Annotated in this window: 11 protein-coding genes; 4 read left to right on the forward strand and 7 right to left on the reverse strand. The window is 53.9% G+C overall.

All coding sequences use genetic code 11. The features are described 5' to 3' along the window. The first annotated feature begins 3 nt into the window (after window positions 1-3). The 3 genes from HMPREF1527_RS01430 (at window position 4) to HMPREF1527_RS01440 (ending at window position 4,198) form a co-directional block, all read left to right on the forward strand. Entirely contained in the window at window positions 4-1,758 is a 1,755-nt protein-coding gene (locus tag HMPREF1527_RS01430; RefSeq protein WP_016476923.1) for an ABC transporter ATP-binding protein, read from the forward strand. Continuing rightward, the gene (locus HMPREF1527_RS01435) at window positions 1,749-3,518 is read left to right on the forward strand and encodes an ABC transporter ATP-binding protein (protein ID WP_232209516.1); all 1,770 of its coding nucleotides are present in this window, start codon (window positions 1,749-1,751) and stop codon (window positions 3,516-3,518) included. The genes HMPREF1527_RS01430 and HMPREF1527_RS01435 overlap by 10 nt, the downstream gene beginning before the upstream one ends. Window positions 3,519-3,634: 116 nt before the next feature. Further along, window positions 3,635-4,198, forward strand: coding sequence for an L-2-amino-thiazoline-4-carboxylic acid hydrolase (locus HMPREF1527_RS01440; RefSeq protein ID WP_198009236.1), 564 nt, complete (start codon window positions 3,635-3,637; stop codon window positions 4,196-4,198). Window positions 4,199-4,479: 281 nt separating this feature from the next. On the opposite strand, the gene pflA is transcribed toward HMPREF1527_RS01440, so the two are convergent. From pflA to pflB, 3 genes are all read right to left on the reverse strand, one after another. Further along, the gene (gene pflA / locus HMPREF1527_RS01445) at window positions 4,480-5,271 is read right to left on the reverse strand and encodes a pyruvate formate-lyase-activating protein (RefSeq protein WP_035433812.1); all 792 of its coding nucleotides are present in this window, start codon (window positions 5,269-5,271) and stop codon (window positions 4,480-4,482) included. A gap of 106 nt (window positions 5,272-5,377) precedes the next feature. After that, a complete protein-coding gene (gene grcA3, locus HMPREF1527_RS01450) occupies window positions 5,378-5,629 on the reverse strand; it encodes an autonomous glycyl radical cofactor GrcA3 (RefSeq protein ID WP_016476927.1) in 252 nt (83 codons plus the stop codon). Between the two features lie 56 nt (window positions 5,630-5,685). Beyond that, entirely contained in the window at window positions 5,686-7,872 is a 2,187-nt protein-coding gene (gene pflB, locus HMPREF1527_RS01455) for a formate C-acetyltransferase (protein WP_016476928.1), read from the reverse strand. 432 nt (window positions 7,873-8,304) lie between these two features. Here pflB and HMPREF1527_RS01460 point away from each other — a divergent pair, with 432 nt between their 5' ends. Beyond that, a complete protein-coding gene (locus tag HMPREF1527_RS01460; RefSeq protein WP_016476929.1) occupies window positions 8,305-8,895 on the forward strand; it encodes a 5-formyltetrahydrofolate cyclo-ligase in 591 nt (196 codons plus the stop codon). 92 nt (window positions 8,896-8,987) lie between these two features. Here HMPREF1527_RS01460 and HMPREF1527_RS01465 read toward each other — a convergent pair whose 3' ends face one another. The 4 genes from HMPREF1527_RS01465 to aroC all read right to left on the reverse strand — a co-directional run bounded on the left by HMPREF1527_RS01465 (window position 8,988) and on the right by aroC (window position 12,902). Next, window positions 8,988-9,869 carry a type II 3-dehydroquinate dehydratase gene (locus HMPREF1527_RS01465; protein ID WP_016476930.1) on the reverse strand — a complete coding sequence of 294 codons (882 nt, stop codon included), beginning with the start codon at window positions 9,867-9,869 and terminating at the stop codon, window positions 8,988-8,990. Between the two features lie 251 nt (window positions 9,870-10,120). Beyond that, on the reverse strand, window positions 10,121-11,470 hold the full coding sequence (locus HMPREF1527_RS01470) for a shikimate kinase (RefSeq protein WP_016476931.1): 1,350 nt from the start codon (window positions 11,468-11,470) through the stop codon (window positions 10,121-10,123). After that, window positions 11,463-11,756: a chorismate mutase gene (locus tag HMPREF1527_RS01475; protein ID WP_016476932.1), complete on the reverse strand. Its 294-nt coding sequence runs from the start codon at window positions 11,754-11,756 to the stop codon at window positions 11,463-11,465. The genes HMPREF1527_RS01470 and HMPREF1527_RS01475 overlap by 8 nt, the downstream gene beginning before the upstream one ends. Before the next feature lie 6 nt (window positions 11,757-11,762). Beyond that, window positions 11,763-12,902, reverse strand: a complete 1,140-nt coding sequence (gene aroC, locus HMPREF1527_RS01480) for a chorismate synthase (RefSeq protein WP_016476933.1) — start codon at window positions 12,900-12,902, stop codon at window positions 11,763-11,765. Window positions 12,903-12,906: the final 4 nt, after the last annotated feature.

Consider the following 12,906-nt stretch of genomic DNA (forward strand, 5'->3'; position numbering starts at 1 on the left):
GGTATGAATACATCAGAGAAAGGAACGATTCAAAGACTGCTGGAGTTTGCAAGACCCTGCCGGGAGTTGCTGGTAAGTGCAGTTGCACTGGCTGTACTGGGAGCCTTATGCGGCATAGTGCCCTATATTGCTGTTTCCCGGATGATAGCGGAGATCATCAATGGACAATATGTTTTCGATCAGATCCTCTTGCTGTCTCTTGTGGCTCTTCTCGGCTATCTGGCATCACTCTGGTTGAATACGTTTTCTACCATTCGATCGCATCGGGCTGCATTTACGGTGCTTAAAAGCATCCGTAAAGCGATCTCGGCCAAGCTGTCACGTGTCCCCATGGGGACAGTCCTGGACATGCCTTCCGGCAAATACAAGGCCATGCTGGTTGATACGGTTGAAAAGCTGGAACTACCGCTGGCTCACATGGTACCGGAGCTTACGGCGAACACACTGATCCCGGTGCTGATGCTGGTCTACCTGTTTGTGCTGGACTGGAGCATTGCTCTGATCTCTCTTGCCACGATCCCTGTGGGGCTTTTTTGCTATATGGGCATGATGAAAGACTATGAGGCGCGATACGGGCGCGTTCTTCTCGCCAACAAAAATATGGACGCTGCCATGGTGGAATATATTGGGGGGATACAGGTAATCAAGACTTTTCGCCAGGGAGAAACCTCATACCGCAAATATGCAGATGCGGTCCAGGAGAGCGAACGATCAAAAGCGGATTGGTTTCGCAAGACCAATGGCTTTTATGTGGCGGGAATGGCCGTTATGCCTTCCTGCCTTTTAGGCGTGCTGCCTCTGGGCAGCTGGCAGTATCTGAACGGACGGCTTGATGCCGGAACTCTGGTCTCCTGCATCATTCTGGCGCTTGGACTGGTGAAACCGCTCATTCAGGCGCTGCAATACACCGACAGTCTTGCCATGGTAGACGCAACGGTGCAGGAGATCGGCGGTCTTCTGGACTTAAAAGAGATGGACCGGCCGCAGAGAGCCGTGCCTCTTACCGATTGCGAAGTGGCACTTCAAACTGTCAGCTTCAGCTATCATGAGAAAGAAGTCCTTCACCGAATATCTTTCTCCTGCGTAGCTAACGGGATGACTGCGATCGTCGGACCTTCTGGTTCGGGAAAATCAACGATCGCCCGTCTTATCGCTTCCTTCTGGGATACGGACAGCGGCAGCGTTACGCTTGGGGGTACAGATGTACGAAAAATCCCTCTCTCACAGGTCATGGAGACAGTTTCCTATGTCTCTCAGGACAATTTTCTGTTCCACCTTTCCATACGGGAAAACATACGCTTCGGGAAACCGGACGCGACGGATGCGGAGGTAGAGGAGGCAGCGAGAAGAGCATGCTGTCATGAGTTTATTCTGGAACTGCCACAGGGGTACGACACGTTAGCCGGAGACGGCGGCAGCCACCTGTCGGGTGGTGAACGTCAGCGGATCGCTATTGCCAGAGCGATATTAAAAAACAGCCCAGTCGTGGTGCTTGATGAGGCTACAGCCTTTGCCGATCCGGAGAACGAGGCACTTATCCAAGCCTCTATCGCTGAACTTGTGGCAGGAAAAACGCTGATCGTTATCGCTCATCGACTGTCTACGATCACAGCGGCGGATAAGATTCTTGTGATCGACCGGGGAAGGGTCGTTGCTGAAGGAAAGCATGCTGAATTGTTAGAGACAAGTTCGCTCTACCAGGCACTGTGGCAGGCGCACGCAGGAGCGAGAGATTGCAGAGAGGAAGAATGGCTGTGATTGCTTTATTCAAACGGTTGCTGCAATTTTCAGGCGAGCAAAAAGGACGACTGCTCCGCTCTTTTCTCTTCCATATGATCAGTTCCATATTTGAAATGATTCCCATTCTGGCGATCCTGACCGTGCTGACAGGGATCCTGGCTGGGCAGAGGGGACAGCTCGCGTCGTCGGATATGGTATGGAAATCCTTTACCATCATGGCGATCAGCGTGATCGGGCGCATTATTTTCATCAATCTGTCTACCAATGCCCGTACCTTGGGAAGCTTTGCCGTCTGTACAAAGAAACGCCTTACCATCGGAGAACGCTTAAAAAGCGCACCTATGGGATATTTCAGTGAGCATCGGTTGGGAGATATCACAGCGGCTGTTACAACAACTCTGGGAGATATTGAAGCCAATGCCGTCACTATTATGGAGTCTGTTGCCGGTGGCCTGATCCATGCCATAGTGATCACGCTGTGGCTCCTCTTTTACGAATGGCGAGTAGGACTACTGTCCCTTGCAGGTCTTGGTGTGGCACTTCTGATATATGGCAGGATCCAGCAGGTGGGAAAAAAGCATTCTCCCCGTCGACAGGCGGCACAGGCCGGGCTTGTCACGGCAGTGCTGGAGTACATCCAGGGCATGGGCGTAGTTAAGGCGTTCGGGCTGGGTGGATATGCGGCAAACGTGATTGACGCTGCTATCGAAGAGAGTGCTGCGGCTAATATCGAGTTGGAAAAGTCCTTTTCCTCTATGACGGCGCTCTATCAGACGGTATTCAAGTTTGTCCGCGCAGCGATCCTTGCTTTTGCACCGTATTTGCTGCTTGGAGGAACGATCACAACAGAAAAATGTCTTCTGCTCTTAGTGTCCAGTTTTATGATCTATTCCGCTGTGGAGGTGGCAGGGAGCATGTCTTCCGTTGCCAGGGTGGTGGACGCTTCCCTGGATCGAATGGAGGAGATCATGGATATCCCGACACTGGATGAGCGCGGCAAAGACATGATTCCTACCCGGTACGATATCGAGGTCAAAGGCGTTTCTTTCGGATATGGAGAAAAAGAGGTCCTGAAAGACATAACTTTCACGGTTTTGGAAGGTTCCTCCTGCGCTATTGTGGGGCCGTCTGGTTCCGGAAAAACCACACTTTGCAGTCTGATCGCCAGATTCTGGGATGTGGATGGAGGTCAGGTTCTGCTGGGCGGACACGATATCCGGGAATACAGTTCAGACAGCCTTTTGCGCAATTTCTCTATCGTATTTCAGAACGTCTATCTTTTTGAAGACACTATTGAGAACAATATCCGTTTCGGAAGACCGGAAGCATCAAAGGAAGATGTGATCAAAGTGGCCAAGAAGGCCTGTTGCCATGAATTTATCATGGCACTTCCCGACGGATACGAGACAAGAGTGGGAGAGGGCGGCGCAAATCTGTCCGGCGGTGAAAAACAGAGGATATCTATCGCTCGTGCACTTTTGAAGGATGCGCCGATCGTTATTCTGGACGAGGCTACCGCCAGCGTGGATCCGGAGAATGAACAGGAACTGCAAAAGGCGATCATAGAACTGACCCGCGGTAAGACGCTGCTGATGATCGCTCACCGCCTGTCTACCGTCCGGACTGCGGACCAGATAGTGGTCCTGGACAAGGGCGGTATCGTCCAGCGCGGTACGCACAAGGAACTTCTGGCTCAGGATGGGCTATACAGAAACTTCGTGAATATTCGCCAACAAGCTATCGGCTGGCGGCTGAGCGGAGGGCAGGCGTGCAAATGATACGAGTAAACCGTATCTATGGAAATTTGCTGTGATCACAGGATAAACCTATCGGCACTGTAAGGAGGCGGATCACAGTGACATATAGCGGATACATAAGGAAACTCACACCCGTTGTGTACAAGGAGTTTGGGAAAGATAAGGCGGACAGAATACTAAAGAAAGCCCGGGAGAAATATAGCCGGCTTTGTGAAGAAAACGCAGAAGAGCCAAAAGAAGTGCAAGTGCACACAAGGAAGCGCATCTACCCGGCCATTGCCGTCTTTCAGGCAATGCTGGAGGAAAACGTAGGAAGAGAAACCGTGGCAAGTATTCTGAATACCTTTCATGAGGAACAAAGCAAACCGGCAGGAGAAGCTATTCGTATCCTCCTCCGAATACCCGCTCTGTACCGTCTCGTACCTCGATTTTTCGCCAAAATGACAAAAAATTTCTTCGGCGAAAAAGCCGGCTTTAAGGCCAGATGGCTTCGAGCGGATAAAAATGAAATGAGGTTTGATATGCTGATCTGTCCTTATCAGGATATTTGTGTCCGGCATGGCTGTTCTGAAATCGTGCAAGGCTTTTGCAGGACGGATGATATTTGTTATGGAAATATGCACCCCAAGCTTCACTGGGGCAGAACAAAGACGCTGGGGCTCGGCGGAGATTGCTGTGACTTTTGTTTAACGGTCAGGTGAAGATCCTGATGGAGCAATCTCTCGTTCCGATCCTTCTTGCTCTTCTCGCTTTCAAAATCTGCTAAGAAATTGCTTACAGTTGGTGGGTCGCGCTAAGAAATCGTGAACGGTTGGTGGGTTTTGGCCTTCTAAAGCCTTCTCTGAGGCTCAAATCCACCAACCGTAGACCATTCTTTAGCAGATTTCTGAAAACGGCGAGAAGATCTTGGATCGTGGAGGTACGGAAGTGTGATCAAGCTGCAGATTTGAAAACGGCGAGGACAGAGAAGCAGCAAAGAAGCTCAGTTACCCAGGCGTTTGCGCTCAAGGGCGCGTGCAGCGAGGATCTGCCGGCGAAGTTCGGGGACCTTCTTGGGATCCATGGCGGGCGTGTCGGCAAGACGATAGGGGATGCCCAGCTCTTCGTACTTCTTGGTGCCCATGGTGTGATAGGGGAGCACGTCAAGCCCGATGACGTTGTCCCAGTGAGCGATGATACGGCCAACGCCGACAAGCTCCTCGGGCGAGTCCGTGATACCGGGCACCACCACATGACGAATGATCACGGGGATGTTGCGCCGTGCCAGCTCATCGCCGAAGGCGAGGGGTCTTTCGGGACCCACCTCGCAGAGGTTCCGGTGTCCCCGAGGATCCGAATGCTTGATGTCGAGAAGCGCCAGATCAGTGTTGGCAAGGAGCTGCTCAAAGCGCTCCGGGTGCTGCGGGTCGAACGAGATCCCGGACGTGTCAAGGCAGGTATGGATGGATCCCTTGGGATCGCTGTGGGCGGCGGCAAAAAGAGCGCCGACAAACTCGGGCTGTGCCAGCGGCTCTCCGCCCGTGGCTGTGATGCCGCCTTTTCGATAGAAGGGGCGATTGCGATCGTAGAGCTCCAATATATCCGCCACGCTCTTCTCGTGACCGATGCCAAACTTCCAGGTATCGGGATTGTGGCAGTAGGCGCAGCGCATGGGGCAGCCCTGCATGAAGACCACCAGGCGCGTGCCCGGGCCGTCGACGGTGCCGAACGTCTCAATAGAGTGGACCCGCCCACGCGTGGTGAGCGGGTCCTGATCTGCGGTTTGTTCACCCAACTTGAGATCGGGAGCAGTCCTTTCCTGTTCGAAAACGGACTGTTTCCGTTCGAGCGCAGGTAGTTCCTGTTGTTCTTCCTGACTGCTCATAGGATGGCGTGAACTCTTAGAGCGCCTCGTGGAAGGTGCGGGAAATGACGTCATCCTGCTGCTCTTTGGTGAGTGAGTTGAACTTGACGGCATAGCCGGATACGCGGATGGTGAGCTGCGGATATTTCTCCGGATGTGCCTGGGCGTCAAGCAACGTCTCCTTGGTGAATACGTTGACGTTAAGATGGTGGCCGCCCTTCTCGGCATAGCCATCGATCATGCTGACAAGATTGTCTACCTGCTCAGGTGCTACTTCGTTTGCTTTCATGGTCAGATCTCCTTGTTAGATATGCGGCGAGAAGCACGGTACTTCTCGCCAGGTTGTTATGAACGGTCCTCAGCGCCTTCGGGAGCGGAAGCATCCGCTTCGCAGGCGCAATCAACGGTATTTTCAATGGCGACGGACGAGAGGTCAAGATCGGAGAAGTCGATTCCCGTGCCCTCAAGGTTAATCTCATCCTCGTGGAAGAGGATATCGTTTCCTTTGCCCAGAGCGTTCGGGATGATTGAGAACGTGTTGGAAATGCCGTCCTGCGCATCGCCGAAGGGCAGCTTTGCCACGGAGGCAAGAGAGGCTACCGCGCCGTGCGTATCGCGACGGTGCATAGGATTGGCGCCGGGCGCAAAGGGAGCTCCTGCACGACGGCCGTCAGGGGTGTTGCCGGTTGCCTTACCGTAGACCACGTTTGAGGTGATGGTCAGAATGGAGGTAGTGGGCACGGAATCACGGTAGGTACCGGTCTCGCGGACAAACTTCATGAAGACCTCAACAATGTCATGGGCGATGCTGTCCACCCGGTCGTCATCGTTGCCGTACTTAGGGAAGTCTCCCTCAATCTCGTAGTTGACGACCAGACCGTCATCATTTCTGATGGCCTTGACCTTGGCGTACTTAATGGCGGAAAGCGAGTCCGCAACAACGGAAAGACCGGCGATGCCTGTGGCAAACCAGCGGTGCACGTGCTCATCGTGGAGTGCCATCTGAATGCGCTCGTAGCTGTACTTGTCGTGCATGTAGTGAATGGCGTTCAAGGTATTGACGTAGACGCCCGCAAGCCAGTTCATCATGTCCAGGTACTTGCCCATGACGTCGTCAAAGTCGAGATAGTCGCCTTCGACAGGACGGAATTTGGGGCCGATCTGCTCGCCGCTCTTCTCGTCACGCCCGCCGTTGATAGCGTAGAGCAAACACTTTGCAAGGTTGGCGCGGGCGCCGAAGAACTGCATCTCTTTGCCAATGCGCATGGAACTCACGCAGCAGGCGATGGCGTAGTCGTCACCGTGGTAGACGCGCATGAGATCGTCGTTTTCGTACTGGATGGAGCTGGTGGTGATGGAAATCTTGGCGCAGTAGCGCTTGAAGTTCTCAGGCAGGCGGACCGACCACAGCACCGTAAGGTTTGGCTCGGGGCTAGTACCCATGTTTTCCAGCGTGTGCAGCCAGCGGAAGGCCGACTTAGTAACCTGCGAGCGGCCATCAACGCCCATGCCGCCGATAGATTCGGTTACCCACTGAGGGTCGCCGGAGAAGAGTTCGTTGTACTCGGGAGTGCGAGCGAACTTCACCATGCGGAGCTTCATGACCAGGTGATCGACGAACTCCTGGATCTCGGACTCGGTGAAGGTGCCTTCAGCGAGATCGCGCTCGGCATAGATGTCGAGGAAGGTGGTGTTGCGGCCGATGGACATGGCAGCGCCGTTTTGCTCTTTAACCGAGGCGAGGTAGCCCATGTAGAGCCACTGGACCGCCTCTTGGAAATTGCGAGCAGGACGTCCAAGCTCCAGACCATAAATCTCACCGAGCTTCTTCAACTCACCGAGGGCCCGGGCCTGTTCAGCAAGCTCTTCGCGGTGACGGATGGTCTTCTCGTCCATGGTCTTGTGAGTTCCTGCTTTTTCGGCCTTCTTCTCTTCAATGAGCGCGTCAACGCCGTAGAGCGCCACGCGGCGGTAGTCACCGATGATGCGACCGCGACCGTAGGCGTCGGGAAGACCGGTGATGATGTGGGAGTGGCGACAAGCGCGCATCTCATCTGTGTAGACGTCAAAGACGCCGGCGTTATGGGTCTTGCGGCGGTTGGTGTAGAAGTCAACAATCTCAGGATCGACCTCGTAACCGTAGGCCTTGCAGGCAGCTACGGCCATGCGGATACCGCCGTCGACCATAAGAGCGCGCTTCAGCGGTTTATCCGTCTGAAGACCAACAATCTTCTCGAGTGATTGATCGATGTAGCCGGCCTTGTGTGAGGTGATAGTGGAGACCACTTTGGTATCCATATCAATGACCCCGCCGTTGGCTGTCTCCTGAGCAAAGAGATTCATAACGTCAGTCCAAAGCTTGGTGGTAGCCTCGGTGGGACCTGCCAAAAATGACTCGTCACCCTCGTAGGGGGTATAGTTTTTCTGGATGAAATCGCGGACATCAATAGCGTGGTTCCAGTTACCGTGGGTAAAGCCGCGCCACGCGATAGATTGGTCTTCTGTGAGGACAACTTCTGCGCCTACTTGCATAACACACTCCTCTTTTGCAGCTCCGATGACGGGCGCTGCCTAGGGCCGGAGACGCATGGGTGGGAACTCCTCTTTCCTACCGCCTCCAGCAATTACTACAACGTTCGTTTTTCAGACCACTGGGTAGGTGTGTGCGGTAACTGCTTCGGTGCGTTTGAGTGCAGCGGAGAAGCGATTAGCGAAACACTTGGTCGGCTTTTAACTTTACCCCATATAGTGTGTGATGCAAGTGCATTCTTACCACATTTTGGGTTTTTTCGAGCGTGCTTACAGAGGATGGATTGGTACGAAATTGCAGGAGATAAAGCGGTTGCGAGGATTGATTGTAGGCATTTGGTTTTTTGCAATCTGTGCGAAGAGTGCGGGAAGAAGCCAAAGCTAAAAGTGATACGCTATAGCCACTAAGCGCTATTGCAAACAAAGGTTGGTGACATGGGCAGCACATGTGGAACAGATGCGGGAAAGACTGCGCTCCGTAAAGGACAGCAGATTGTTCGCGATGCCGCGCCTGAGCGTGTCTGCGCTACATTGGACGCGCGCATCCTGGCCAATTTGCAGGCGGCTCCCGACTATCAAGACGCTGACCTTGTGCTTACCTATGTTTCTATAGGCTCGGAAGTTGATACGCGAGCTGTTATTGAGGACGCTTTTTGTGAGAGTAAGCGTGTTGCCGTTCCTCGCCGCACTGCCGAGAAGGGCCTTGAGTTTGTAGAGATTTCCTCTTTGGAAGAGCTCCATACCACCTCGTTCGGCATTCTCGAACCTGACGCTTCAGTGCCAGCGCTGCAGGCATCGGAGCTCGTGGGCTCAATTTGCTTGGTGCCGGGTCTTATCTTTGACGGAGAAGGTAACCGCATCGGCTACGGCGCTGGTTACTACGACCGTTTTTTGGCATTTTATCCCGGGCAGAAGATAGCGCTTGCTCGTACGCGTCAGCTGAGCTGCAATGAGCTTCCGCATGAAAGTCATGACATTGCCGTTGATATGGTTGTGACCGATCAGCGCGTCTGGCATTGTCGATAGCCTGGCACTGCAAGTAGCAGCCGTTCCGCGTGCCTCTGTCCCGCACGCCTCTTCAGGCAGCACTAGTTCCGTGCCTCTTCGGATAAATTGATTCAGCAGGCTTCCTTGACGCGCTCGGCAAGGATAGCGATGCCCTCCCGATAGCTGTCAAATCCTTTGCCGCAGCATAGCGCAATGCAAGCATCGCGCAGATAAGAAACGCGACGATATTCTTCTCGCTCGGTAATGTCGGTGAGGTGAACTTCCACCATGGGAATCTGTACCGCTTTCGCGGCGTCAAGCAAGGCGATTGACGTATGAGTATACGCGGCGGGATTGATGAGGATGGCGTCATAGGCACCAAGCGCATCTTGAATAGCGCTGATTAAATCTCCCTCGTAGTTTGACTGATAGCAAACGCAGTCGACAAAGCCTTGAGCCGTTGCTTCCTCTTTGCAGATTCTAATGAGCGCGCGATAGTCCTGTTTTCCGTAGAGTTCCGGCTCGCGAATGCCCAGCATATTGATGTTTGGCCCGTTAATTACCAGAAGGCGTGGTCCAATTTCTTCTTGCTCCGGCTCCTCGGCTACCTCGGAATCGACGTTAAAGGTGCCGGTATGGGACAGATCATCGGCGGACAGATCGGCGTCGCGCAAAAGAGAAATGAGCTGTTCGACGTCATTCTCGTCATCTGAGAGAGGGGATAAGGATGCATCTGGCGTGATTTTCGCTGAGAGATTGGCGTGGTTGCAGCAGACGTCTAGGGAAGCATTAACCTGGCTGGCTACGTTAGGTCCAAAGACGACTTCGATACCGTTGGCGCCGCGGCCAACGATGCCAAGCACGCCCTGCAGGCCCGCGAGCTTCTCATGGTCGATGAGCGCGGGATTGTTGACGGTCAGACGCAGGCGCGTCATGCAGACTTCATTGTCGACAAGATTGTCAGAGCCTCCGACAGCAAAAAGAACGTTTTCTGCAACCTGTTGAGTATTCATCGTGTACCCTTTCTGAGATGGACCCCAACAAATCCATCGTGCCTGCATCGAATACGGAATTTTTTGCGAGAGACCTCCCACGTCCACAGAGTATACGGCGAGAAGAACTCGAAACGCCCGTATCCTTTTGCGGTTCGGTGGACGGAACAATATATGAGGTGAAAGGCTTGAAGCTATCCGCAAGCGGCGGGCTGTCTGAAGATGGTGAGTCAGAGAGAAGAGCTACAGAAAAAGGTTTATAGAGAAAAGATCTACAGAGAGAAGAGTGTTTTGAGCGCCGCGGCGTCTGTCGCCGGAGAACCCGTACAGGCAAAGAGCGTGTCGGCCCAGCTGAGATAGAGCGGCATGCGTGCTCGCGCAATGGACTCAAGTCCCTGAGCTGCGGTAAGAGGTCGGTTTTTTGTGTCCAGTGTGTGAATCGGACGGTCGAGAAACACCAGGTGACCGTTTTGCTTGAGCGCCTCGTAATTGACGCTTGTAACCACAGTACCGCCGCCGCAGGCGATGATGTGGCCTGAGCCAAGGCCAGCTGCTTTGACCGCGGCTGATTCAGCGGCGCGAAAGGCCTCTTCGCCGGATTCGCGTATGATCTGTGCTGGCGTTTTTCCTGTTGAGGCTTGAACAGCGGCGTCGATGTCAACAAAGGGACGCTCACATAGCCGTGCGAGTTGTTGTCCCGCGCTTGTTTTGCCGACTCCGGGCATGCCGATAAGTACAATGTTTTGCAGGTGCTGTACGAGCCTTTGCTCGATTGCCTCAATCGTTATAGAATCGGCGGCCGTCATGAAATCGACAGGAGAAAGAGAAGAGGACACCGGCTCACCCGTAAGAAAAAGCCTGCTTGCCGCGCAGGCCTGGGCAACCAACATACCAAGACCGTTTTCAGCGGGAATACCACGCTTCAGAGCCGCAAGTAGCAAAGCGCTTCTGAGCGGGTTATAGATTACGTCGATGACGCCTTTAAGTTGTGTAAAACCGTCAAGTGTCTGCGGCGCTAGCGGACTTTTCGGACAGTTGGGATACATGCCTACAGGCGTGCAGTTGACAATTAAGGCAGCGTCGCTGTGGTCTTTGATTCGGCCGTACGGTATCCAGAGAGAACAAAGGTTGTGATGGAAGCTCTCTTCTGTGCGGCTAACGCCGATACTATGTGCACCTAGGGATTGAAGCGCGTAGCAGACCGCCCGCCCGGCACCTCCCTGAGCGCCAAGCACCAGCACTTTTTTGCCCCTGATATACGCGCACGCTGAGAGATTGTTCTGACGTTGTGAAAAGCGTTCCAGCAGCCAGAGAAAGCCCGCCGCATCGGTGTTATCCGCGTAGATTGAGCCATCTCGCTTGAGCCTAATAAGGGTGTTTGCGGCTCCAATCGCCCGTGCGGCGTTGCTTGCTGTGTCCGCGGCGAGAAGTGCTTGTCGCTTGTAGGGGATGGTTACATTGAGACCGCTCCAAGTGTCGCACGCGAGTATGCTCGCTACATCTTGAGGAGCCGCTTCTATGAGCTCATAGGGTGCCGACCCGAGCATGCGATGAATCTGCGGAGACCAGCTGTGACCGAGCTTTTGTCCAAGAAGTCCGTACGTGATAGAAGACTCAGGCATCGGGCGTTTTCTCCTGAGACTTTGCAGTACCCATGAGTACGCGCATCAAAGAGGCTGTTGACGCTTTGAGATGTTCGGGAACAGAAGCCTCTGCGAGATCCAATTTCTGCTGTTCGCGGTCATGGTCGACTATAGGAAGCCCTCGCGTGCGTTTATACAGGCCTATTTCCGTAGCAACGGCGGCGCGTCTGACAAACAGGTCCAAGATCTGAGCGTCAATAACGTCAATTTGGGCGCGCAGTTCATTGAGGCTGGTGAGGTTGTGCGGATAGGAGACATCTGTCATAGCTGCTTACTCCTCATAGGGATTACGCTTTGGCTCTGCCGGATAGGAAAGCAGGGCGTCAAGAAGTACCAGAGCGGTCATTCCTTCCACAACGGGAACGGCTCGCAAAGCAACGCAAGTATCGTGACGACCGTGTACCTGCAGAGTTGTTTCTTCGTTGCTTGTATAATCTACTGATTGTTGAGGCAAAGAGATGCTCGGCACAGGCTTAAAAACGCAAGAGAACAAGAGCGGCGCGCCGGTGGATATGCCGCCAAGGATGCCGCCTGCGTTGTTTGTTGCGGGCTGAGGCTGACCATTGCGTATCTCATAAGGATCATTGTTGAAGCTGCCCCGTGCCTCAGATACCCGAAAGCCCAGGCCAAACTCTATACCTTTGACCGCGGGAATGCTAAAAATTGCCTGAGAGATGCGACTTTCAAGTCCGTCAAATAACGGCGAGCCCACTCCTGCCGGAAAGCCCGTCGCAACACATTCGACAAGACCGCCTATGGTATCACCTTCAGCGCGAATCTCCATAAGAGCAGCGGTGAGCTTCTCGCCAGCTTCTTGGTTGATGGTGGAAATGATGCGGCCGTCATGAAGGGCTGCAATCTGATGTTCAAGGTGAACTTGAGCTTGAGAGTTGTTACTGAACGCGTCAAAGGGCTCATCGGCGATGCCGGCGGCTGATTGTACATGAGCGGCAATCTGGGTGCCCTGGTGCTCAAGCGCTTGAAGCGCTATACCGCCGGCGAGGCAAAGCGGAGCGGTGAGGCGCCCCGAAAACTGACCGCCTCCATAAGCGTCCTGCCGTCCGTGCCATTTTTTCCAGGCGCTAAAGTCCGCATGACCCGGGCGAAAAACGCTGTTTGTCCGGTCATAGTCAGAGGAACGCGCATCGGAGTTTTCAATGAGAAGGGCAATTGGAGCGCCGCAGGTGACACTTTTTGAGGTAAGTCCCGAGAGCACGCGAAAGGAATCGGATTCGAGGCGGGGAGTGTCCCACGGCATGCGTCCGGGCGCGCGTCGGGCGGAGAAAGTTGCGAGGGCGTCTTGATCAATCGTAAGGCCTGAAGGAAGTCCGTCGATGACGCAGCCGATTGCCTCTGAATGAGATTGGCCAAAGACGGTAACGGTAAGCGTGGTTCCAAATGACGAAGGCATAATC

Origin of the sequence: Atopobium sp. oral taxon 199 str. F0494 (assembly GCF_000411555.1) — a bacterium.
Taxonomy (GTDB): Bacteria; Actinomycetota; Coriobacteriia; order Coriobacteriales; family Atopobiaceae; genus Lancefieldella.